The 23198-nt window shown below is 54.6% G+C and carries 16 protein-coding genes and 2 pseudogenes; 3 read left to right on the top strand and 15 right to left on the bottom strand.

Going from position 1 to position 23198, the window contains the following annotated elements; genetic code table 11:
- Positions 1-34: 34 nt before the first annotated feature.
- Together EB241_RS06845 and EB241_RS06840 are read right to left on the bottom strand one after the other, a co-directional pair.
- A complete protein-coding gene (locus EB241_RS06845) occupies positions 35-1315 on the bottom strand; it encodes an alginate lyase family protein (protein WP_124232455.1) in 1281 nt (426 codons plus the stop codon).
- A gap of 131 nt (positions 1316-1446) precedes the next feature.
- Positions 1447-2098: pseudogene (locus tag EB241_RS06840) on the bottom strand (IS6 family transposase).
- A 372-nt stretch (positions 2099-2470) separates the two neighbouring features.
- Here EB241_RS06840 and EB241_RS06835 point away from each other — a divergent pair.
- Positions 2471-3226: a helix-turn-helix transcriptional regulator gene (locus EB241_RS06835; protein ID WP_124232454.1), complete on the top strand. Its 756-nt coding sequence runs from the start codon at positions 2471-2473 to the stop codon at positions 3224-3226.
- Here EB241_RS06835 and EB241_RS06830 read toward each other — a convergent pair.
- The 3 genes from EB241_RS06830 to EB241_RS06820 form a co-directional block, all read right to left on the bottom strand.
- On the bottom strand, positions 3198-3830 hold the full coding sequence (locus EB241_RS06830) for an acyl-homoserine-lactone synthase (RefSeq protein WP_124232453.1): 633 nt from the start codon (positions 3828-3830) through the stop codon (positions 3198-3200). The two genes, EB241_RS06835 and EB241_RS06830, sit on opposite strands and share 29 nt — an antisense overlap.
- Positions 3831-4470: 640 nt before the next feature.
- Positions 4471-4602, bottom strand: a complete 132-nt coding sequence (locus EB241_RS06825; RefSeq protein ID WP_124232452.1) for a transposase — start codon at positions 4600-4602, stop codon at positions 4471-4473.
- Between the two features lie 317 nt (positions 4603-4919).
- On the bottom strand, positions 4920-5198 hold the full coding sequence (locus tag EB241_RS06820) for a hypothetical protein (protein ID WP_158612390.1): 279 nt from the start codon (positions 5196-5198) through the stop codon (positions 4920-4922).
- Positions 5199-6348: 1150 nt separating this feature from the next.
- On the opposite strand from EB241_RS06820, the gene EB241_RS06815 reads away from it, so the two are divergent.
- Complete coding sequence (locus tag EB241_RS06815; protein WP_124232450.1) at positions 6349-7224, top strand: alpha/beta hydrolase; 876 nt, start codon at positions 6349-6351, stop codon at positions 7222-7224.
- A gap of 63 nt (positions 7225-7287) precedes the next feature.
- On the opposite strand, the gene EB241_RS06810 is transcribed toward EB241_RS06815, so the two are convergent.
- The 5 genes and pseudogenes from EB241_RS06810 to EB241_RS20880 form a co-directional block, all read right to left on the bottom strand.
- Positions 7288-8787, bottom strand: coding sequence for a M16 family metallopeptidase (locus EB241_RS06810; RefSeq protein ID WP_124232449.1), 1500 nt, complete (start codon positions 8785-8787; stop codon positions 7288-7290).
- A 233-nt stretch (positions 8788-9020) separates the two neighbouring features.
- Positions 9021-10301 (bottom strand): dicarboxylate/amino acid:cation symporter, encoded by a 1281-nt coding sequence (locus tag EB241_RS06805; RefSeq protein ID WP_124232448.1) that lies wholly within the window; start codon positions 10299-10301, stop codon positions 9021-9023.
- A 213-nt stretch (positions 10302-10514) separates the two neighbouring features.
- Positions 10515-12554 carry a biofilm formation regulator HmsP gene (gene hmsP, locus EB241_RS06800; protein ID WP_233592552.1) on the bottom strand — a complete coding sequence of 680 codons (2040 nt, stop codon included), beginning with the start codon at positions 12552-12554 and terminating at the stop codon, positions 10515-10517.
- Positions 12555-12715: 161 nt separating this feature from the next.
- Positions 12716-13228 (bottom strand): annotated as a pseudogene (locus EB241_RS06795) (cellulose synthase subunit BcsC-related outer membrane protein); the annotation flags it as partial.
- Positions 13229-13231: 3 nt separating this feature from the next.
- The gene (locus tag EB241_RS20880; RefSeq protein ID WP_158612389.1) at positions 13232-13384 is read right to left on the bottom strand and encodes a hypothetical protein; all 153 of its coding nucleotides are present in this window, start codon (positions 13382-13384) and stop codon (positions 13232-13234) included.
- Positions 13385-13441: 57 nt separating this feature from the next.
- On the opposite strand from EB241_RS20880, the gene EB241_RS06790 reads away from it, so the two are divergent.
- A complete protein-coding gene (locus EB241_RS06790) occupies positions 13442-13621 on the top strand; it encodes a hypothetical protein (RefSeq protein WP_124232445.1) in 180 nt (59 codons plus the stop codon).
- 171 nt (positions 13622-13792) lie between these two features.
- On the opposite strand, the gene EB241_RS06785 is transcribed toward EB241_RS06790, so the two are convergent.
- The 5 genes from EB241_RS06785 to bcsB all read right to left on the bottom strand — a co-directional run bounded on the left by EB241_RS06785 (position 13793) and on the right by bcsB (position 23095).
- Entirely contained in the window at positions 13793-15280 is a 1488-nt protein-coding gene (locus tag EB241_RS06785) for a T6SS phospholipase effector Tle1-like catalytic domain-containing protein (RefSeq protein WP_124232444.1), read from the bottom strand.
- A 123-nt stretch (positions 15281-15403) separates the two neighbouring features.
- Positions 15404-16399, bottom strand: a complete 996-nt coding sequence (locus EB241_RS06780; protein ID WP_124232443.1) for a glycosyl hydrolase family 8 — start codon at positions 16397-16399, stop codon at positions 15404-15406.
- An 11-nt stretch (positions 16400-16410) separates the two neighbouring features.
- Positions 16411-16878, bottom strand: coding sequence for a cellulose biosynthesis protein BcsD (gene bcsD / locus EB241_RS06775; RefSeq protein WP_124232442.1), 468 nt, complete (start codon positions 16876-16878; stop codon positions 16411-16413).
- 2 nt (positions 16879-16880) lie between these two features.
- The gene (locus tag EB241_RS06770; RefSeq protein WP_124232573.1) at positions 16881-20696 is read right to left on the bottom strand and encodes a cellulose biosynthesis protein BcsC; all 3816 of its coding nucleotides are present in this window, start codon (positions 20694-20696) and stop codon (positions 16881-16883) included.
- A 5-nt stretch (positions 20697-20701) separates the two neighbouring features.
- On the bottom strand, positions 20702-23095 hold the full coding sequence (gene bcsB, locus EB241_RS06765; protein WP_456073064.1) for a cellulose biosynthesis cyclic di-GMP-binding regulatory protein BcsB: 2394 nt from the start codon (positions 23093-23095) through the stop codon (positions 20702-20704).
- Positions 23096-23198: the final 103 nt, after the last annotated feature.

The following is a 23198-nucleotide window of genomic DNA, read 5'->3' as shown; positions in this document are numbered from 1 at the left end:
GGGGCAGGCGTTGGCTGTCACCGGGTCTGAACTGTCAACACGGCTTTCTGCCCACCTGGCACCGGGCAAAACGAGGCAGTGACAGCAACCAGGTATCGCGTCGTGCATTGTCTGATGCCCCGCGCTGAGCGTTATCCTCAGTGGTAAAATCGGCCTGTTTCACCCACTGCTGATAATGGTCGCTGTTGAGGCTACTGTCTGCCTGCGAAAGCAGGGGGATCAGCCGCTGACCGAGACGGTCGCGTGTCGGCCAGGGCCACGCCCTGCTGCTGTCGATATACGGAGCCATAAAATCCAGCGCGGTAACGATAGCTACCTTATCTTTAACGTCAGGTCGCCACAGGTCGCCAGCCCCCGCTTTATCGGCCAGCACGGCCAGCGTCACCAGCGCCTGAAGATTAAAGTAACTGTAGTGAAATGAGCGGGTACGCTGTAGCTCCAGCGGCTGGGAGCCATCGGCAGCAATCTGCTGCTGCATTCTGCTTCTCGCCGCCCTAACCTGCTGCCGGATCAACGGCATATCTTCCAGATACCAGGCAATGCCGGCGACCTGGACGTTGTACCAGCTGCCATGATTGTTCTTCGCTCTGGCTTCCCGTTTTCCGGCTTTGCTGTTTTTCAACCAGCTCAGATAATCCTGCATCCAGACGCGGATACCCTGTTCATCCGTTTGCTGCCAGCCTGGGGCTGAACGCAGTATAATCACCGAATCCACCACGCGGGTGGCGAGATATCGCCCATCAAGAATGCCGCCAGAGCGTCCGGGCGCAACGCCCTCCACGCCTTGGGCAAAATTAAGGTTGGGGTTCATTTTACTGGCCGGATTAATAAACCAGTAACGTAGCAGAGCCATCGCTCTGTCGGCATACTTCTGCTCACCGGAAAAATACCAGGCCAGCGTCAGCGTCTGTACCCTGGCGGTAAACGCCGCCAGTCTGACGCCATCCGATTGGTTATTTTTGCTGGCCGGATTAATTTCGCCATCGCGACGAACCCACCGCCCCTGGGGATGCTGAGGGTCCGGCCACCAGTAAGCACTCAGGCTGAGATAGTCATGCTTTGTTCCGCTGGGCGGCACCATCCCTTTTTCTGTCACGCTCATCAGCGGCAAAGGCAACGCCTTATCAGCCTGTCGTTTCAGCTGTTGCCATGCCTGCTGGGTCGGTTCGCTGGCCTGATGATTGTGCAGCTGCTCCCTTACCTGGGCCAGCACAGCCTTATCAAGAAAAGCAGGCGAAACAGCCCGCACTGGCAGCGTGACCAGCAGCACCCCTGCGGTGAGAGATAAAGCAAAAATCAGCCAGCGTGAACTCATAGTTTTCTCCTGCGGCGCAACCCGGATAGTTGTGCCAGCGTTAAACAATCGCGTTCCTCTTTCCGGCACAGCGATAAAAGGGATTCTGTCGTATTAACGACACAAAGTCAGCAGAGTAGTATTGCGGATTTTCAGACGCTCAACAGATAACATTGTTCGACAGGTGGCAATCCATCATTTTGCGGATATTGATATTGCCCTTACGTATCATATGATACCAGCTCAATACCAGTAAGGAGCGTCCGGGCACGCCTGAACGAGTTGAATCCCGCCATCAGTTTTATCCTGCACTTAATGTACGATGGTCCTGCTTAACCGGGTTATTCAGATAATTGCTGTGCCTGACGGTGATGGTTTTTTCATCAGGCCTTCCGGCATGAAGTATGCCCAGCGCTGCCGCCGCTTTTATCGAGGGTCACCGTTTCCGCTTCACCGTGGTAACGGATGGCACAGCGGAAGAAACGCAGAGCGGTTGCCGTTGCCCCGTCAGCAGCACGTCGATGGTCTGACCATCAGTATCAACGGCGACAGATATTTCCAGTGTCCTCTGACACCTATATCGGTTTCGTTCATTCGCCACCGGCGACCCACAGCACCTTTGTGCCGGCAGAATGCCCTGGCCAGCAGCGGTACCAGGCGGTGAAGCGTGGAATGGTCAACAATAATGCCGCGCTCTGTCAGATTTCGCAGGCTGAGTGAATACGCCAGATACCAGCGGACACACTGCACAATAACATCTGTAGGATAATGCAGGCGTCGGAAATATTTTCGGAACAGAAACATAGTCAGGAAAGATGACAAAAAAACAGCACATACCTGACACCGCCTTAATGCGACAGAGCCTGTTAGTGTGTATTGTTCCCGCGCAGGCAATGGATACTGGCGACGTGGCTGGCGTTTGATTGGTGGGCTGTCGGGTGGTAAGATCAGGCCCCTTTCCGGCGGAGACTTTATATGTGTTCCGTCCGGTCGGGGTTTTCCCTGGTGTTGATTATTTTACGGTCTGACTTTGCAGGTCAGTTTTTTTCCGTATTAACAGCTAAACTGATTGTAACCTGGTCAGCATGATATGTAAGCTATACTTAAGTTTTAGAGGGCCTGTACTTAGGTATAGTTACTGTTTTAAAAGCAGATGAAAAGTCATACGGAGCCTGAATGTTCTCCCTTTTTCGTGAAAATCGAACGCTGAAAGATACGCTCAGGGCTTACATAGACAGAAAGCTCTCCCCGTTCGGGGAACTTGAGTATGCTTATACCGTTGTTGGTAAGAAAAACCCTTCCGATGTACTGATTATTTCCAGTTACCCTGACGAGTGGATCCGCCTTTACCAGACGGGGCAGTTTCAGTTAACCGATCCGGTGATCCTCACCGCATTCAGACGGACCTCTCCGTTTGCCTGGGACGAAAACATCACCCTGATGTCAGAGCTGCGCTTCACCCGCATCTTTTCCCTGTCCCGGCAGTACAATATCGTTAACGGATATACGTTTGTGCTGCATGATCATATGAATAATCTGGCGTTGCTGTCGTTCATTATCAAATGCAATGATCAGGGAGGACTGGAGCAACAGCAGCGACTGTCATCTGAGCAGGCGGTGCTCCAGATGCTGCTGATTGATTTCAACGAGCAGATGTACCGGCTGGCTGGCCCTGATATCGCCGGGGCGATGAAGACCGCGACAGCCGAAGAGAAAGCCATCTTCTCACCGCGGGAGAATGAGGTGTTGTACTGGGTCAGTATGGGTAAAACCTATGCCGAAATCGCAGTCATTGCGGGGATATCCCTGAGTACAGTTAAATTTCATATGAAAAATGTTCTTCTCAAACTGGGCGTCAGTAATACCCCACAGGCGGTCCGGCTTGGCATTGAACTTGATCTTATCAGACCGGCAGCCTCAGTGGCCAGGTAGTCAGCAAGTCGGTTACGCAATCTGTTCTGGCGACAACACCGCGTGCCAGCTGTTCCTGGTCACGATCTCCAGCTGGCAGCTTCAGCAGGTAAATTCGTTCCCTTTCACTAAGAAAGGCTTCTTTCAGCAACGTAAATTGCCAGCCGGAACGGCTCAGGATGGTTAGCATAGGGCGGCTGACAATAGTGTGTATGCAGCCATAACCGTTATGTTGCGCCCAGTTCACCATGGCAAGAAACAGCACCTGGCTGACGGGAAAGCGTTCACCCAGCAACGCGCGTACGCGTGCCTTATCCACAAAAAAACGGCTGGACTCAATGCCTGCAGTCGGGAGACTGACCGTGCTGAAGCAGGCATTGAAGGTGTGGGTGATCATGTTCGGCCGGTCAAGATCGGTGAACCTCACGCTGCACACCAGTTTATCCCCGCACAGGCCCAGAATATACCGGGTCCCGGTGCCGTCAAATTCATCCGACTCCATGCCCTGGCTACACAATACTTCCCAGCCGAGGCGGTCACTGAAGGTTTTTTTTCGCAGCCGGTAGAGTTCTTCTGAACGGGTGGTTTTCAGTTCCTCATAGCTGACGTCAAAGAGTTCAAGCATTTTATATTTCCTGATACGGCCGCTCTGGCCTGACGAGTGACATTCTACAATTTTTTACACACCAGATCAGCACCATATGATCCCATATTCAATTGATACTGAGAAGGAATACAAAGCGATTTGTGAGACTAATTCCACATTTTTAATAAAGAATGAATAAATTGTGTTGTTAAAAAATGTCATCTTTTACATAAAAATAAAAAACTCGATTGCGCTTATAAAAACAATTTTTTCCAGAAATCCACATACGATACTTAATGAAAGACAGTCAAATTGACTCATGGCTCTTCGTCAAAAAAATTTTGCTGTATTTTATATGTTTACAGGTACGAAAACCATTATGGATAAATATAAAATATCGTGCAATTCCAGTGGATCTGTGCGTGAAATGCAACTTAATAGCGCGGGCATGTCATTGCTGCCAGTTGCAGGCATCAGTTTATTTATGGTTATTTATGGTTATTTATGAAAATATCATCGGTGTTAATCAGATCAGTTATTAAAAAACACCTTCTGAGATGACCGTACTACCAGGAAAATACTGGGCCACAACCGCTTTATTCACGCCATTTCGGATGATTATTCCCTTCAGCCAGCGTTACCGGCCGCTACAACGTTCATCAGGGAGGTTTACGACGCGTCACACCACGGAACGGGCGCCATGGATAAGTAACCCTCGCAGGTCACTGTTCCCGCGTTTCGTTATTCCCCTGAGTTTGACCTTTCCGCCGCTGCTGTGCTCCTTCGGGACCGGCCCCAGAGTACCAGCCATGTTGAAAATCACTGCTGTCACCCAGTAATACGATCAGCGCTGATGCCCCCGGTGGCCCGATACCCGGTATTCCCTGTAGCCTGACGGTATTCTCATTTTGCTGACTGATATGGGCAAGACCTACGTCCGCCGCTGCTGACTGCTATGCAGTCCCTGTAGCATCTCGTGGAACAGCTGGCGGCCTGGTGTCGCCAGTTCATTTTATGCATCTTCCGGGTCATCAGGCAGACAGACCATAATGTTATGTGCGCCTTCCGGGATGGCAATACCGTATTCCAGGCCCCCTCTTATCGGGTTGATGAGGGACGTTGTGTTTTTCATCCGTCGCTGGCGAACCCGGTGCAGACACTGAATATTCTGCTGCTCAACGCTTTTTTTGGCACATAACGCATTCCCGGACGGCTGTCAGCCTCAACGATAGCGATGGCATTATTTAAATCGTTTTCACTTCCCACTCTGAAGGGAGCCACATATTGCGGACTGATTTGTTTAACTTCATGTCCGAATTGACTGAACTGCCGTGCCCGGTAATTGGCACTGCCACAGGCTTCCATAATAATTCTGGACAATGGTGGCTGAGCGATAAAAGTTCTCACGGGTAAGCATTTTGTTGACCTTCTTTTCACCCTGTAGAGAAACGATATGAACCTGAAAACTCGCTTTGCCAGATCAATTCCGATAATTTGTTCCACGGGACACCTCTTTATTTTGCGGTCGGTTTGCGCTTACAGCATGGCCCACTGAAGCCTGCATGGGGAGATGTCCATGTCATTAGCGTGCAATAGTGCTTCCCTCCTTTACCGCGCAAAGGGCGTTCAACAGGTAAAAGTCCAGCCATCATACGGTTCTGTGGGCCTTAGCTGCTAACTGAACAAATATTATCCACAATCGGTCACTGTAGCGGTGTCAAACGTAGCTGTTTATTTTTTCTGGTAAAAAAAATATTACCGCTCTACAGTTAAAAAGTTAAAATCCGTATAAATATTAATGAAAAAACCACTCTGAATAAATCAATTTTCAGCAACTGAAATATATCGACAAAAATTTATCTCATTTCATCATATAAGGTTAAATAAATTGCACCGTTATTATTTTGGCACATTTTAAAGATCATTATTTACGTTATAATCTGAAATGATTGTGGATTTTTCCTGATATGGAAATCAATACTCTGAAATAAATAACTTATCTTTATTACGTCTCGTGCAAACGAGATACAGGTTAAAGATTATTTATGCATTTCGATTCTGCCAACAGGTATACCGCAATCATGTTCCCCTTTCTGACACATTCGCCTTGTAAAATGAAATCCAGCGTTGAATCATAAACCGGTTGAAACAGACGTCACATTGCCGGGCATTTTCACCGTTGCCGATGTCATATTTCCCTCAGCAGAAAAGTATAATCTCACAATACTTCACTATGGCGAATAAAAGGCCAGATGAGAAAATTAAGAATGAAGAAGAGATACCAACTAATGACATGAATATTATAAATATTGCCTCAATTTAACTTAAGGTGAAATAATAAACATATTTAAACCAAGGTATATATGTCAGCAAATCATCCTGATAAATAACTGAGATCTTCGTTATTTAATACCTTATTCAGGCATAGTCTGAAACACAGTGGCATCTGCGATATTTTCTGGACGAAATAATAATTTATCGGCAATGCTTATATTGCACCCGTATGACGATTTCTTTGCGGACTTTGCCATACTAAAAACGATAAACAGGAGTATCGATGAAAACTGAAATAATCAATATCTGGCCGACCGGAGATGCTCCCGGTGCCAGTGATTCACAGGTGCAGCCACAAATTATTGATCTGGCAGAGGAATACCAGCCTCACGATCGTGCCGCCTCTGGCGTGCGCTGTCCGGAAATCGCCTTCTGGCACCCGGAAGAGTCAAACGGCACAACGCTGCTGGTCGCGCCAGGCGGGGCGTTTGAACAGATAATGATTGATAAAGAAGGCAGCGCACTGGCGATGTTCTTCACCAATATGGGCTATACGCTGGCAGTCATGACCTACCGCTTCCCACAGGATGGACACCATGAAGGAGCCGATGCCCCGCTGGCTGATGCACAACGGGCCGTTCGCATCCTGCGTCATCGTGCCTCACAGGGTCTGAACGGCAAGCGTGTGGTTATGATGGGCTTTTCTGCCGGGGGTTATGTGGCAGGGAGCGTCGGTACGCGCTTTGCTGAAAAATGCTACCCGGTACAGGATATAGCCGACTCACTGTCCGCCAGACCCGATGCGCTGGTGCTGATTTATCCGGTGATCAGTATGCGTGAGGGGCTGGCACACCCGGATTCACGTCAGCGCCTGCTGGGCGAACATCCCACCCAGAAGGAGATTGACAACTGGTCACTGGAAACCCGTGTCACAGAGGAAACACCGCAAACATTGCTGATCCACGCCGTAAACGATCGGTCAGTGCCGATTAATAACAGCATGGTCATGTTCAGCGCGCTACGTGAGAAGAAAGTTGCCAGCGAGCTGCACTTCTATGAGCAAGGCGGCCACGGTTTTGGTATTCGCAACGTAGCCGATCTGCCGCTTGCCAGCTGGCCCATGCTGGTGAATGAATGGCTTCGGGCGCGTAAGTGGTGAGGTAAGGAATGCCTCCGCGCCAGCGTCCCTTCAGAGACAAGGCCGGCGCATTCGTCACACCTCTCAGTTCTGTGACGCAGGGATGTCGGACACTTCCGGCCTGGCTTCATCAAGGGTGTTAGAGGGTACCTGAGCATGAGCGGCTGGCTGCATAATCTTTTGCCAGTTCTGCTGCAACATCTGCACGTCGGTTTCCGCTTCGCCCTGCGGCTGCATCAGTACCGTGATGATGTCCTGCGACAGCTGCTGGCGCAGCTCCTGATTCATCATCTGTAATGTCAAACCAGCCAGAAAGTTCTGCCGCAGTTTCTGGTACTGCTCTGGTGCAATATCCACCACCGCATTCTGCTGTGAACGCAGGCGCTGGCTCATCAGCACATCCGTATCGGTGCGGGCATAGGTAGCAAACAGCTTGCTTAGCTCTGCGGTCTTCTGCGCCATCAGCGCGTCAAATTCTTCCTGCGGCAGACCGTTATCACGGATATTCGCCATCTCATGCGCCACCAGCGTAAGATTGCTGACAAGCGTTGCGTTATCCGCATCGAGATTAATGGCACACTGAGCACGCTGATACAGCACCCGGCAGTCAAAACCCACCTGCACTTTTTGCACTTTGTTTTCGCTCAGAACGCGCTGAACGTGCCAGAACAGTGCCTCACGTGCCAGGTCACTCTGCCAGTAATGTTGCAGATTCTGCGAATCACGAATCGGCTGCCACGCTGAATCCCACACCAGAGAAAGACGATCCTGATTAAGATTGCCGTTGATCAGACTGATCGGATGCGTTGGAAGTGGCGGCAACGCCGGAACAGGCGTTGGGGTGCTGCGCTTGCCCTGCAACGGTGAAAACGTTTTATTAATCTGTTCGACCAGGCTGCGGCTGTCAACATTACCGACCACAAACAGCGTCATCGCATCCGGTGTGTACCACTGCTTATAGAAGGCATTCAGCTTTTCCGGGTCGACGGGTGCACTGGCGGGCTTCAGGGGATCGTGGTCCAGAAGCGCTGAGCCTTTCAGACGGTAGCGCCACCAGACGTCCTGCGGGTTGGCAGGCCAGCTGGAAATGGGATCGCCCACATTGAGCGCCGCGTTAACCGTCTGCTGGTTGATGCTCATACCACCTACCGTGGCGGCCAGCCAGCTGAGGGCTTCCTTCACCACTTCCGGCCGGTTATTCGGGAGACTCAATGAATAAAGGGTATAATCATAAGAGGTCATGGCCGGCGGCTGTGGACGATCGGGATCGATACTTTGCTGCCACAGCGAACGCTGCTGGGCCGTATCCAGCTTAGCGTTATGCACCAGCGCCAGACGCGGCAGTATATGACTGTATCCGCTCTGCTGGGCATTTTCCATCAATGAACCGGTATTAACCATCAGGCGCATTTCAACACGATCGCTGGGGCGCTGTGGTGTTGCCAGCACCTGCCAGCTGAAATCATTATTCAGTTTTCCCTGCTGCCATGCGGGATCGGGTTGCAGTGTTTCAGCCTGTACAAAGCCGCTGGCAGCGGTCAGCAGTAATCCACCAACCAAAAGACGAATTCTGGTGCCCTGCATGTAAACCCCTACTCAATCACAAACCAAAAATAATCACTGATGGTCCGCCTGCTACTGTCAGCAGGAAACGCTGTTAAAAAGAAGAACAGCCTCTTAGACCACGTCCAGGTCAGTAAGTCTCACCGGAAAGTGAAAAATGATAAAATCTTCGAGGGTTATTATGCAAATGCCCGCTGCGAGGGCAAGTCGCAGCGGGCATTTGTGAGGTCTTTTAGACAATTAACAGCTTAATGTCAGATTTCTGACAGCTTTTTAGCTTTTCCCGCTGTAGAAAGCGTCTCATTAAGTTGTTTTTCATCCAGCTGATCAACCCACTTCGCTACCACAACGGTCGCCACACCATTACCAATCAGATTCGTCAGCGCACGCGCTTCTGACATGAAACGATCGATACCGAGGATAAGGGCCAGTCCGGCCACCGGCAGATGCCCCACGGCAGACAGCGTTGCTGCCAGAACGATAAATCCACTGCCAGTCACACCCGCCGCCCCTTTTGAGGAAAGCAGCAACACTACCAATAGCGTAACCTGGTGGAAAATATCCATGTGGGCATTGGTGGCCTGAGCAATAAATACTGCCGCCATAGTCAGATAAATTGAGGTGCCATCCAGATTAAAAGAGTAGCCGGTAGGGATCACCAGGCCGACCACTGACTTTTTACAACCCAGCTTTTCCATCTTATCCAGCATACGCGGCAGGGCCGACTCAGAGGAAGAGGTGCCAAGTACAATCAGCAGCTCCTCTTTGATATAAGCGATAAATTTGAAGATATTAAAACCAACCACGCGGGCAATCAGCCCCAGTACGACCACCACAAACAGCACACAGGTAATATAAAAACAGATAATCAGCTGGCCCAGCTGGAGCAGCGAGCCCACGCCGTATTTACCAATGGTAAACGCCATCGCACCGAATGCACCAATGGGTGCCAGGCGCATGATCATATTGATGATACCGAAGATAACGCGGGAGAAACTTTCAATAAAATTGAAAACCAGCGTACCTTTATCACCCATGTGATGCAGGGCGAAACCAAACAGAATGGCGAACAACAGCACCTGAAGAATATTGCCACTGGCAAAGGCACCGATCACGCTGCCGGGGATGATATCCAGCAGGAAGGCGACCACGCCTTGTTGTTCCGCCTGCTGCGTATACACCGCAACTGCTTTGGCATCCAGCGTGGCGGGATCGATATTCATTCCGGCACCGGGTTGCAACACGTTGACCACCACCAGACCAATAATCAGCGCAATGGTGCTGACCACTTCAAAATAAAGCAACGCCACCGCACCCGTTCGACCCACGGCTTTCATACTCTCCATTCCGGCAATACCGGTGACGACGGTACAAAAGATGACCGGGGCGATAATCATCTTAATCAGTTTTACAAAAGCGTCGCCTAATGGCTTCATTTGCGCACCCAGCTCAGGCCAGAAATGACCAAGCAGCACACCGATAGCGATAGCAGTTAAGACCTGGAAGTAAAGACTTTTAAACAGAGAAGTTTTCATAGCAATATCCGTTAACGGCTTAATGACGGGTGGGTTCGTTGTAGTTATCGTCAAACATCAACGCAAAAGTAACACCCCGTTAACCAAATTAATATGAATTGAGACGCCCTGATGCAACTAACCTACGGTTTTAAGAGCTGAATCACTTCAGCTACCGTCAGGCTCTGGATAGTCTGGCGCAGGAAAAAAGAGACCGTGGTGGAAAGAACAGGTTCAGCTCGCGTCAGCAATGCTGGTAGCCGGGTCTGAGGCCACCTGATGTGCGGGGAAATATTTCTCATTAAATGTCTGAACGGGGAGCGCTTCAGAATAGAGATAGCCCTGAGCGATGAAGATGCCACGCGCCAACAGCCAGTCACGTTGCTGCGGGGTTTCCACCCCTTCCGCGATAACATCCAGTTTGATTATCTCGGCAATCGCTGAAACTATCTTCACCATCGTGTCGTCATGGGGCAATAAACAGACAAAACTCCGGTCCATTTTCAGCTTGCTGATGGGCAGCGATTTAAACTGGCTCAGCCAGTTCAGGTTGGCATAGCCCATGCCAAAATCATCCAGCGCCACCGATACCCCCAGCTGCTGCAATTCACCCAGCATACGCAGCGCCAGCTCCGGCTCCCCGACCTGAGCCGTTTCAGTGATTTCCAGTATCAGGCTACCCGGTACAATGCCGTGGCGCTCGATCAAATCGCGCAGGTGCACCACCATATCCGGTTCACGAAGTTGCGTGGCAGAGAGGTTGACGCTGAGCGTCAGCGTTACACCGGCTTTCTGCCAGGCCGCCAGTACCCGACAGGATTCTTCAAATACCCAGCGGCTCACTGAACCGATCACCCCAATCTCTTCAGCATTGACGATCAAATCTTCCGGTAGTAACCAGCTACCATCCGGCTGACGCATACGCAGTAATGCTTCCGCCCCCACCAGCTGACCATCGCGCATATCCACCTGCGGTTGCAGAAACAGACAGAACTTGTGTTCAGCCAGCCCCTGTAAAATATCGTACTCCTGCGTCAGGCGTCTGTGCGCCCGCTCCATCATCGCCGGGTCAAAAAACAGGATCTGATTTTTGCCCTGATGGCGCGCTGACATCATCGCTGAGACGGCACGGCTGAGAAAATCCTGGGCATTGAGCTGGCTGTCATCACGCTGTGCCAGCCCAATACTGACATTGGGACGAAGTTGCATCTGCTGAAGCGTCACCGGCTGATTCAGGCGTTGCAGAAGCTGACGTGCCAGTCGCATTGCGCGGAACGGGCTGTTAGCCCGACGAGCCAACAACACCAGGTCACTGCCTGAGATCTGCCCCACAATGGTGTGACTGTCGATACCGCTCCTGACCCTCTCCAGCAGCGTCAGCAACAGGGCATCACGCTGTTCATCCGCTACCACGCCGTTGGCTTCCAGCAGGGTTTCAACGCGCAAAATCAGTACGGTGGACGATTCATCGCCGGACAACGAATTGAGGTGCTCATCAAGCAGGGCAAGAAACAGGGCTTTGTTCGGCAAATTGGTCAGTGAAAATCGGGTAGTCAGACGACTCATTTCGCTGTAGACCGACTCCGCGATCTGCTGATTGCGGTTGTAGCCACGAATAAGCATACCAAGCTCATCATCCCGGTGATATTTCGGTAACACCAACTGATGCGAGATGACCTCCTGCGGAGGCAGATCCTGCAATTCGGCAGCAATTGCCCGTAATGGACGGACAATTAACCGGTTGATACACCAGCTAACCGACACCGACAAAATCAACGCCAGCAACAGCCAGGTCGTTACCATGGTTGACAGTGCGTTGAGAATGAACTGATAAACCCGCCAGGAATCCGCCTGCAATACCAGCAGCGCCATAGGTTTCGGGTTAGATGGCTCCAGGGAATAGAGCGGCACGGTAATTTTTACCGGAAGCTCAAACAGGCGGGCAATCAATTCCGGCACTGGCCGGGTGGGTTCGAAATCGGTATGCAAAGCCTGCATACCATTGGGGAGCACCACTTCGGCCTGCGCGAGTATCCCGGCAGGTTTCAACGACGAGAGGATCATCCCGGCCTGGCTGATATCGGCTTTAAGCACCGCATGGGAGAGCGGTTGCCGCACGGTATGCGCGATATTCTCCATTTGCTGGGCGTAGTCGGTCCTGCGCTGCTGCACAAAATGGAAAAGCTGAATGACGATAAAAATACAGATAGTCACGGCTGCAACACCTGAAACCGTCGCCATCTGCTTTATCGTTAACGAACGACTCACGCGCAAGCCTGTTCTCCGCAATGCTGGGACCGCCATACCGGCGAAAAAACTGTCCCTGGGTATATCTGATGGCGAACACCTGTTAAGTGCCCCTCAGGGAATCGAGCGGGGCAGCCTTTTTCAGGATATAACCTTGCAGCCTTCACCGTGAACCGCCCCTCTGCTGGCTAATCGAGGTCGGCATAAGGCGTTAAAGGTTGCACAGGCTTCGCCAAATCGCCCTGCCATCCTGCCATAGAATAACGGACATAAAGTAGAGCATGGCTGGCAGTGTAATCTTTCGAATGCTGGAGATCCACACCCACGCCCAGCGTCCAGTGTATGCTCAGGCGTCTTTCCACCATCGCCTGAAGGGTGTAGCCAACCCCGCTGCTGCTGCTGTCACTCCCCGCCGGATTATCACTGGCGAGCACGCCAAAATCCAGCGGATAGCCCGATTCATCCCGGCGACGGGCGTGCGAGAACGACACCGTGCCGCCCAGCTCCCATGACCCGTTTTCTGTACGTTGCCGGTAAGTGAGCGGCACCCCCAGTGACTGATAACATTGCAGACTGTAGTACCCTTCCTGACCCAGCGAATAATTACTGAGATCGTGAGCATAGCGCCACAGCATTCCGTTCAGTCCCACCGTCACCCGGCGGTTATTTTCATCAATCAACTTATAGTAATAGCCCGCCATCAGCTACTGGCGGAAATCAGGGCGACAGGCCGCGTCATCGTTGGCACAGGTAGCCATGTTATCGGCAATATTACCCGATGCATCAGGTGAAAAAGTTCCCGCCGAGACATCGACATTATCCAGCCGCAGAAAGCCTTTCCCTTCAGACCATGGCATCTCCAGCTGCATCATGGTGGTGTGGGCGGTAAAATCAGAAATATCCCCGGAGTCCTGATGACGGAAATCGTCCTCCGCCAGTGTCAGCGTGCTCTCATGGCATCGGGCATGCGTCGCCGCATCGCTGCGAATACTGCGCTTCAGCCAGTCATCACTTTGCTATTGCAGGTCAGCCGGGTAAACGCCTGCGGATCTGCCGGGACGGTAGCGCTGATACCACTCGCCACCATCGTCTGAGCATAATCCGCCTGTGCGACAGCCTGTCACGGTCGCAGGTGGCGTCAGAGATGATAACGCCGTGGTTGTTATATATCAGGGCAAACCCTGGAGACGGCTTAACGGCGGGGACTGGGTGGCTTACTCGCAGTAAACCGGTAGGTGAGGAGGCGCAACGGCCTTCCGTCACCGTCACATTTTCCTGCCATCTGAGGCATAAACCGTGCGTTGCCAGCGCTGGTCCGGGCGGTTGGTAAATGCCACCCGCTTACCGGCTCTGACTGCGCGGGTAACGCTGCCGTCGTTGTTGGTGACCACCTCGTTCCAGTTGGCTGAACAATGCAGATACTCCGCCGCCAGCAGGTTCAGCTCCTGGGTGGTGAAACCCACTACCTCCCGTCCGGTCCGCGCCGCCCGGCCCAGCTCGACAGCCTTTTCACACAGGCTTTCCAACTCTGCGGGCAGGGTCAGTTCCGCTACCGAGGGACCGACAGGCGAAAATATCGCGCCCGCCTCGCTGGCCGCATCCAGCATCACCCTGAGCGCCACCTTTGCCCAGTCGTTACGCACCCAACGACGCATAATCACCGCCGCAGCGCTGCGTTTTTGCATTGTGCCGTAATGATCTGTCGGCATACGATCATCATGCCAGCTGAGAAGCTGAGTCGGGTTGTTGGCAATTAACCATGCGCTGGCCGGATACCCCCTCAGCGCTTCCAGTTCTTCACCGGCCAGCCGGTAGATTTCTGTCTGTTGATCATCCTGGTCGAGCGGCACAGTGACAAACTGTGGACGGGTGAGAAAGCAGTGCTCTTCTTCCAACGGGTGATAACCTCCGCCAATATCAGCGTGGACGCCCGGTAATGCCAGCTCCGGCCAGCCCGGTTTTACACCATTAAGGGCAAAGTTAAAACGGCACTCATGCTGAGCGGTAAGATGAAAAACCCGCTCAGCCACGCCGGGTCGCAATACCAGGTTAACGTCGCCCGTGTCAGCATTGTTGGGATTAAAACCATTTGTCGCGTTGCTGATGGCCGCGACGGTATCAAACAGGCCAAGAAAACGTACTTTGCCAGCGGACGCGCCCTGGTACTGAACACCTTTCAGCCCCTGATCCAGCGCGGCAACGATCGCGCTGTCCCGCTCAAAAACCCGGTTGGCGAAATGTCTGGCACAAGCCGCCCCCCGGCTGAAACCAAACAGATCAAATTGCAGTTCGCTGATAACCCAGGAAGTGGCATCCGGCTGGCGGGAAAAGCAGGTGCTAAGGATCTCCGCAATGGCCGCAATCGCTTTATCCGTTTTAGCCACCACCCCCCGTTTTCCGGTGCCAAAAGCACTGTCCAGCAGCCGATCATGCTCGCCCGCTTCCGTGCCAATGCCATCAATATAAACAGACCGTTGCCACTGCCCTTCAGCAGCGGGCAGGTCCGTCCGGTACAGGGTATTCAGCCAGTGGATATTGGTGTAGTAACCCAGATGGCTGCCGCGAAGGTTGCTCTGCCCCGCGGTAACCGGGAGCGCCTGAGCACCTTCCGGTGGGGGGTTATCAGACGCAAAGGCTTGCCGAAAAGACGTGGTGTTAATCGCGTTATTTGCCGTGCCGTCAAAGAAAATGCCGACGGTTAAGACAATCTTCGTGCGCCGAACGTCCGGCGAAACGGCGTCAGGTTCCTGCATCGGGGGCTCCGGTCATCTCCGTGGTGTGCCCCCAGTAAACCCCCGCGCCCGCTGCCAGACAATCCTTTCACGGCGTCACATTTTACCCGCCTGTCGGCAAAAATTGATAACTTACTCAGATAATTAGCGATCTTTCATCGCAATCCAGGCAAGCAGTTGCAGGCTGGCAGAGTAATAATCTTCCCGACCGTTCAACTGGTCGCTCAGATTACCCGCACTGAGCGTTAAATCGCGTACCGCCAGCAGCCCACCCGACATGTTATAGGGCGCTTTATTGTTGTTCAGCACATCGATCCACGCTGGCGTTTGCTGCCGGGAAAATCCCATCCAGTAACGCTGGAAAGGCACCAGTTGCAGGCTTTGCGGATCATACCAGTAAACATACAGCGGGATGCGGATAGCGTCATAGCTGAAACGCGGTGGCCAGGCCGTCGCCGGGGCCACCGTACCATCGGCGTTCAGCGCCACCCAGTCAACCGGCAGTCCGGCATCACCAAAGTGCATCTTCGACAACAGATCCATGCCGCTGTCGATCAGGTTATCCCATACCTTCAGATGACTGCGGCTGGCAAAATCACGCCACGCCGCAAACAGGAAATAAGAAGGATTGATCACCACATAGCTGGTTTTGTTAAAGCCATGCCCCGCGGGCAGCATCACCGTATAGCCGCCAAAGCTTGTCACATTGCTGCTCACAATGGCGTGCTGAATACGGTCGGAGGCCTGCAAATAGGCATTATTTTTCCACTTCTGGCCTGCTTTGAGCAGTGCCCAGGCGATCAACACATCACCATCAGACGCATTGTTTTTATCCGCCACCGGATCGGCAGCCGCCGGATTATATTTCCAGTAAAACAGACCGTTTGCCGGGTTTTTCAGGCGCTGCTGCGTCCAGCGCCACAGGCTGTCGAAGCTGGCGCGGTCGTTATACCAGACCGCCATCAGCATCGCGTAGCCCTGCCCTTCGGTATGGCTGATATTGTTGTTGCCCGTGTCCAGGATCCGGCCTTCGCTGGTCATAAAGCGATTTTTGAAACTGGTCCAGCCATCGGTGGCGCTGGCCTGTACGCTGACCAGCATCATCGCGATTATCATCACACTCGCCCTGAGTAAAACCATCTTTACTCTCCTCACCGTTGGTAGTGGAACGTTAACGTGGTCGGGTCGCTGGTCTCTTTACACACCAGCGACACATCAGGAGCACCGCCCTGATCGCCCAACCAGCGGCTGTACAGACCGAGCAGCACCGCGCCCAGCGCCTGACGCCACTGGCGAGCCTCAATCAGCGTGTGTCCCAATGGCAGGGCCATATGGCAGAGCGTTAATGAGGTGGCAGCAGGCTTAAGGTCGACAAACCCCCAGTTAAAACGTGCCAGTACCGCGTTGATCTGCTGCTCCAGATCGGCCACCGTTTGCGCCGCACCCAGCGGGTATCTGTCGGCCAGCGTTTCGCCCATCTGCCGAAGAAAGGCATGGCTTTCGCGCTCCCCGGCGTTACGCAGCATTCCGTCAATCATCACCCCAAGCAGATCGAACCAGCCCGACTGCTGCTGTTGCTGACGATAGTAACTCAGGGTACGGTCCGTCATGTCACTCATGCTTATTGCTCCCCCAGCATATAGCGAAAATAGAGTTGAGCCGTGCTCTCGTTATAGTCCCCAAAGGTATCGTAGCTAAGCTGGCCGCCAATGGTGACATCTTTGGACACCCGATAATCCGCCCCCGCGTGCAGGTTGTAACCCAGACCGTTTTTACTGCTGCCGCTGTACCAGGCTTCGGTGACAGCCCCCGCGTCATAATAGTCCTGCAACTGCTGTTGTTTTTCCGCATCGGCGGGGAAATAAGCACTACGATCCTGCGAATAAGACTGATAACCCACCGATCCGCCAAGTTTCACTTTCAGATCGTCGTAGTTCCTGCTCCAGTCTACCGGGAAGGAGACGGCAGCAAAGTTCTGCGGGCTGAAGTAGCCCCCCTGGCCATAACTGAAGTAGCTGAGATTTTTTGAGAAATCCATCCAGTTGAAACTGATACCGGTTTTCAGCTCGCTGTTATCATCATGATAGGGTCGAACATAGGCCCCGGCTGACGCCATCAGGCTTTGGTTGCTGGCGACATTTTCACCCTGATAGCGGTAAGCCCCCGCCCCCAGCCAGAATCCGGCATCGCCGTTATCGTAACTCAGCAGCGCATTACCGCCATTTTTGCTCACCTGGCCCCAGCGTTTGCCACTGAGCTTGTCTTTCATGCCCACATAAGAGAGCAGGCTGTCGGTGACAGCCCGGCGTTCACCGGTCAGGATCAGCGTCAGATAATCCGCCAGCCTTGGGGACCACTGAATACCGCCCACCAGCGTGTTCAGATCCTGGCCGAGCGGTGTCGAACCGAGGTCAATTTTGAAATGGTCATTGCTCAGGGCAAGATTGACCTCGGCCCCGGTGGCGCTCTGCGCACCAGGCGAGCTTAACGCCACCGAGGATGGCGTGACCGCATTCGCCTGGGCGATACGTCCCTGCTCCAGTGCCTCTGTGCCAAAACGCGGAACGGCGGTGCCAGCCGGGCTGCCGGCGCTCAGGGTGACAGGCGTCAGCGTGAAGTCAAAGCGGGTATCACCATAAGGCACGGTTGAAAATGTCAGCGGCGCTTTGGCTTCGGTCAGCTTGCTCAGACCCGATTCGCCGTCTCGCGCCCTGACCTGCACCGCGCCCTGGGCCCAGGTGCCGGTACTCGTCTGCAAATCATCCATCATGGTATCGATCTGCTGCCGGGTCTGTGACCGTTGAGAAGGAACGTCAGTCGTCGCCACCGGCGTGCCGCTGTCCTGACTGGCCGACGCCTGCTGCCACGGCATCACCGTGCCATAGGTTGAAGAAGAAGACGAACGGTGCACTGGCAGCGTGGTACGGTTGATAAACGGATTATCCGCCAGCACCATACCGCCAATCACCGGCCGGGAGCCGTCGGACGTTTGTTGTACCCCATTGATTTTGGCATGGGCCGTACGTAAATAGGCCAGCGCCTGTTGCCGATCGCCACCGGCCTCGGCCACCCGTGCCATCAGCAGCAGCCGCTCCGGGGTCTGCTCGCCATGAAGACCCGCCACCAGCGATTTCGCTTTTGGCACATCGTGTTGCGTCAGCGCCACGTTGATTGCGCCGATGCGGGCATCCTGCGCCGGCGTGTCGCGGGTCATCAGGTAGTCATAGACCACGCCCGCCTGCGAGTTCATTTTGCCGGACTGGTACAGCCGGGCCATGGCAAACATCAGATCGGTGTTTTGCGGATCGTGCTGCAATGCGCCGATCAACTTGTCGTAAGCCGCCGCGTACTCACCCTGATTACGCAGACGATCCGCTTCATTGATCAGATAACCATTTTGCATTCCCGCCAGCTGGCCTGGCGTACTGCGCGACTGCAATTCCGGGTTACTCAGGAAGCGTTGCGCCTCGCCGCTCAGACCCGCCTGATTCAGCACCAGCACCTGGTCGGCGTAATCCCCGGCGTTACCCTGTACCCCACGCTGCATATTGTTGCGCACCAGCGTAACAGCCGCAGGCAAAAAGCCCGCCGCCGCCAGGCTTTTTGCCAGACTACCCACATCCGCCGGGTTATCCGGTGGATTTATCGCCAGCGCCCGCAGGGTATTTGCCGCGGCGGTATTGGAACCCTGCGCCAGATACTGCTGGGCCACATTCATTTGCAGATTAAAATTCACCCGGCGCGACAGATCGCGCATGTCGCGGTTCTGCTGACGTTCAGGGATCCGCGCCAGCAGGGACTGTGCCTGCTGCCAGGCACCATTTTCACTGGCGAACAGCGCCGCAGCGTAGCGCTGGTTACTGCTGGCATTCTGATAGAAGGCGGGCTGCATTACCCCTGCCGCCAGGCTGGTGTTGCCCTGTTGCTGATAAATGCGCGCCAGGTCCAGTCGCAGCCAGCCATCCTCAGGAAAGCGCCGGATCCCTTGCTGAAGCAGCGCAATGGCCTGTGCGGTATTACCCGCCGCCAGAGCCTGCTTCGCCTGGCGACGTAGCGGATCGCTGGTTTCCGTGGGACGCGGGGCCATGCTGGCACGGACGCTGTCCGGCAGGGCCGCCAGCAGGGTACTGGCTTCCGCGGTGCGGTTCTGCTGACGCAGCACGTAGAACAGCCCCTCTTTTGCGGCGCGGTTGTCCGACTCGCTTTGCAACACCGATCGGTAGGTCTGTTCAGCCGCCTCTGGCTGATTGCTACGGCGCTCGACGTCGGCCCGAAACAGTTTGGCAGAGATGCCCATCTCGCCTTCCGCCTGGGCCAACGGTTCACTGAGACTCAGCGCCCGTGCCATATCGCCAGACTTCATTGCCTGCTGGGCCTGCCCCAGCTGGGCGTAAAAGCGGGCATCGGCAGCCTGCTGCTGGCGTTGCTGGCTGTTGTCGCCCCCCAGCTTTGCCGCCCTGTCGAGATAATCTGCTGCTGCCGCATAGTTACCGCTACGCTGGGCAACATAGCCCAGGCCCGCCAGCGCGTCGGCGTCTTCCGGGTTGGCTTTCAGTACCTGACTGAAAGCGGCCTGCGCCCCGCCGACATCGCCACTGTTCAGCGCGGTAAACCCCTGCCCCTTTTCCGCGCCGCCCACGTTCTTACGGTAATAGTCCATCACCGCGCGATCCTGCGGGTGACGCTGCTGATAATTCTGGTAGAGCGCCGCGTCTTCTGCCTGCGGCCCCAGCCACAGCAGCGCCTGACGCAGGGATCGATCGGCATCGACATCGCCGCTCGCCATACCTTCCAGCATTTGCAGCCCTTCGCGGCGGGTGGATTCCTGCCAGGTAAGCGCCTTGCCCAACGCCAGCTTCGCCCCGGTATCCTGGGGATGATTTGCAGCGAACTGACGAAGATTATCAATCGCCTGCGGCAACAACGTGCGGTCGCCTGCCATGGTCAGATAGTATTCTGCCGCCACGCTGGCCGGTGGTTCGTTGCCGCTGAAGGTGTTGCGCCATGTTTGCAGCGAGGCGGCAATATTTCCCGCCCGCGCCTGTTGACGGGCCAGCGAGAGCTGGGCAGTGGGGATGGACTGCATCTGGCGGGCATTATCCAGTTCAGCCAGACGGGGATCCTGCGGCGACACCTCGCTAAGACGCGTGCGCCACTTTGCCGCGTTCTCACTGTCACCGCTCTGCTGCGCCCACAGCGCCATCAGATAGAGGGCCTGGCTGTTGTGACTGTCCACCATCAGCACTTTATTCAGCGCATCACGGGCGAGGTCATCATGGGCTTTCTGGTGCCAGTAATTCGCCTGCCCGAATAACGCCAGCAGCGCCGGATTGCTGTTTTCATCCGCCAGCGCAGGACATGCCAGCGCTGAGGCGAGCAGCGCGCCCCCCGGTATCCACAGCTGGCGCATTCTGGCGGTAAGTGGGGTTATTTTCATCATCATCACGTCTCATCGTCTTTACGACGGGCTTCCTGTTGCGGGTTGAGTCGCCTCCAGGCATGTCTTTTCAGCAGCACAAAGGTACTCAGACCGATGACTACGGAGAGCAACAGCGCCAGAAGCACCAGCACCACCGCATGTTGGTTGGCATACCACACCACCATCATGTACCACGGCATTTGTCCGCTGGGGAACTGGGCACCAACGTGGAAACTGCGGATGCCGTTCTCATCGGTGATGATGGCGGTATCCCCGCGAATACCGGCATTAATACGCGCCAGCGAAAGATCGCTGTGTAGCCGTAGCAGCTGCGTATCGTCGGTTGCCAACGTCATCACCACCACGCGTTCGCTGTTCCACGGTGAGCGATAGCTGACAAAACCACGCCAGTCTTCGTTTGATGACAGGTAACGATCCGCATTCACCGCCTGGCGATACCAGTCCCCGGTCAGCCAGCCCCGCAGATTGTCCTGCCAGCCGGGCGTTTTCACCCCCAGCGTATGGCTGTGCAGGTCATAGGGTGAATCACGCAGCATTGACTGGTTAAAGGCGGTTTGTGCCAGGGTGGACACCGTTAGCACATCACTGTTCTGTAACTGTTGCAGCGACGCGCCACCCGCCGGAACGCCGAACAGCACGCTGTTGTGGTAAAGCGCCACACCGGTGGCATTACCGGACCGACCGGCCAGATCAAGCAGGGTGCTGATTTCCGCCGTATCCGGTTCAGACGGCAGCATCAGCACGGTCTGCGAATAATCGGCAAAGCGACTGAACGGAAAGGAGGCGCCAACAAAGTAGGCGAGATTGGGCAGCAGCGTGAAATGGCGGGTATGGCTCAGATCAATATACGCGTCGTCGTCAATGCGGCTTTTAATGTTGTTATTGGTCAGAACGCCACAGGGCGCGTTCTCTTTCGGTTTGATATTGAAATAGAGCTGTAGCTGATTGTCACCGTAAATCAGATAGGGATCGAGCTTCAGGGTGTAACTTTCCTGACGCGCGTCGCCCCCCAGCCAATGCCAGAGCTCCTCCAACAGGCCCACTTTATTCACCGTCAGATTTCGCAGGAAAGTACCGTTGAGAGTGACATTGAGGAAAGATTTGTTTTCGTCAATCCAGCTTTCTGACGGGAAACGGTAGTCCAGGTTTACTGGCAGCGTCTCGCCATCCCACAGGAACAGATCGGGTGCGGCACGAAAGTTAACCCGCAGCGCATCATGCCATATGCCGCTGGTGGTCAGACTTTGGTCTTTACGCAACAGACTGCTCAGGCGCACGGGGCGGTCAGTATTGATCCAACGCGGCGCGTCATACGCCTTACTGACCGGAATACTGTGCAGCGCTACCTGCAATGTATCGCTGTCCACGCTCAGAGGCTGGGTCAGACGCCATGCGGCCTGACGCAGATCGTCGTCGGTTTTCCCGATCACCAGCATCAGTTTATAAACCGGATTAATCGGGTTATCGACCATTTGCAACGTTGGCCCACTGACCTCCGGCACCGCAAGGCCCGCCACGTTGTCACCCGGCCGGACAAAGACAATACCGTTTTTGTCCGGCAGTTCATTACGCAGTACCGGAAAGTGAATACCACGATAATCGGTCTGGATGCCCATCCACGAGGAGACGACCGCGGCGGCACTGACCTGGCCGGGCGTCACGGTTTGTCCAAATACTATGGTGACGCTCGAAGGCGTCATGCGCAGAGGATCAATAAAGGGGCGCGGGAAATTGCGCAGCGTGTTGCCTGTGTTCAACTGCTGCCCTTCCAGAAACAGGGTGGATTTTGGCAGGATCGTCACCTGATACTGGCTGGCACTGTCGCGTTCACACAGCAACTGATCAGCGTCGTTGATTTTAAAGCTGAGATTGTTGCTGGAAACCACCATCGCGGCCGGAATATCCAGCTGGTAGTCCTCGCTGGCACTGTCAGAGGCGCTCAGCGGCAAGGTGCCCAAAGGCTGGCCGTTGAGCATCAGTTGCAGCGAGGTATTACGGGCGGCCAGCGCCTGTGACACCTTCAGTGAAAGATTGAGCCGCGCATTGGTGATCACCTCGTCTGAAGGTAGCGTAAAGACAATGCCGGACTGCAACTGCCCGCCGGTGAGCAGAATGCCTCCGGGTTGGCCCATCTGGGCAACAGATACGTTACTGGAAAGGGGCTGGTTCAACAGCGTATTGCCCGCAGAAAAAACCGGGGCGGCGCTGGCCTGTCCGCTGTCCGTCGCGGCCGTGCTGGTGTTGCCCGCCAGGGCGGCGCTGGCCTGTCCGCTGTCCGTCGCGGCCGTGCTGGTGTTGCCCGCCGGGGCGGCGCTAGCCTGTCCGCTGTCCGTCGCGGTCGTGCTGGTGTTGCCCGCCGGGGCGGCGCTGGCCTGTCCGCTGTCCGTCGCGGCCATGCTGGTGTTGCCCGACGGGGCGGCGCTGGCCTGCCCGCTGTCCGACGCGGCCGTGCTGGTGTTGCCCGCCGGGGCGGCGCTGGCCTGTCCGCTGTCCGACGCG

This window comes from Erwinia psidii, from assembly GCF_003846135.1.
Lineage (GTDB): Bacteria > Pseudomonadota > Gammaproteobacteria > Enterobacterales > Enterobacteriaceae > Erwinia > Erwinia psidii.
The sequence above is the reverse complement of the archived record's forward strand: the minus strand, read 5'-3'. Positions and strand labels throughout refer to the sequence as shown.

What these genes read in the sequence shown, in the direction of transcription:
- EB241_RS06845 (WP_124232455.1), bottom strand. Translation starts at nt 1,315, where the DNA reads ATGAGTTCACGCTGGCTGATTTTTGCTTTATCTCTCACCGCAGGGGTG.
- EB241_RS06785 (WP_124232444.1), bottom strand. Translation starts at nt 15,280, where the DNA reads ATGCAGGAACCTGACGCCGTTTCGCCGGACGTTCGGCGCACGAAGATT.
- EB241_RS20880 (WP_158612389.1), bottom strand. Translation starts at nt 13,384, where the DNA reads ATGCCATGGTCTGAAGGGAAAGGCTTTCTGCGGCTGGATAATGTCGAT.
- EB241_RS06780 (WP_124232443.1), bottom strand. Translation starts at nt 16,399, where the DNA reads ATGGTTTTACTCAGGGCGAGTGTGATGATAATCGCGATGATGCTGGTC.
- bcsD (WP_124232442.1), bottom strand. Translation starts at nt 16,878, where the DNA reads ATGAGTGACATGACGGACCGTACCCTGAGTTACTATCGTCAGCAACAG.
- bcsB (WP_456073064.1), bottom strand. Translation starts at nt 23,095, where the DNA reads ATGGCCGCGACGGACAGCGGACAGGCCAGCGCCGCCCCGGCGGGCAAC.
- EB241_RS06770 (WP_124232573.1), bottom strand. Translation starts at nt 20,696, where the DNA reads ATGAAAATAACCCCACTTACCGCCAGAATGCGCCAGCTGTGGATACCG.
- EB241_RS06835 (WP_124232454.1), top strand. Translation starts at nt 2,471, where the DNA reads ATGTTCTCCCTTTTTCGTGAAAATCGAACGCTGAAAGATACGCTCAGG.
- EB241_RS06790 (WP_124232445.1), top strand. Translation starts at nt 13,442, where the DNA reads ATGACGGAAATCGTCCTCCGCCAGTGTCAGCGTGCTCTCATGGCATCG.
- EB241_RS06815 (WP_124232450.1), top strand. Translation starts at nt 6,349, where the DNA reads ATGAAAACTGAAATAATCAATATCTGGCCGACCGGAGATGCTCCCGGT.
- EB241_RS06830 (WP_124232453.1), bottom strand. Translation starts at nt 3,830, where the DNA reads ATGCTTGAACTCTTTGACGTCAGCTATGAGGAACTGAAAACCACCCGT.
- EB241_RS06810 (WP_124232449.1), bottom strand. Translation starts at nt 8,787, where the DNA reads ATGCAGGGCACCAGAATTCGTCTTTTGGTTGGTGGATTACTGCTGACC.
- EB241_RS06805 (WP_124232448.1), bottom strand. Translation starts at nt 10,301, where the DNA reads ATGAAAACTTCTCTGTTTAAAAGTCTTTACTTCCAGGTCTTAACTGCT.
- EB241_RS06825 (WP_124232452.1), bottom strand. Translation starts at nt 4,602, where the DNA reads ATGGCTGGTACTCTGGGGCCGGTCCCGAAGGAGCACAGCAGCGGCGGA.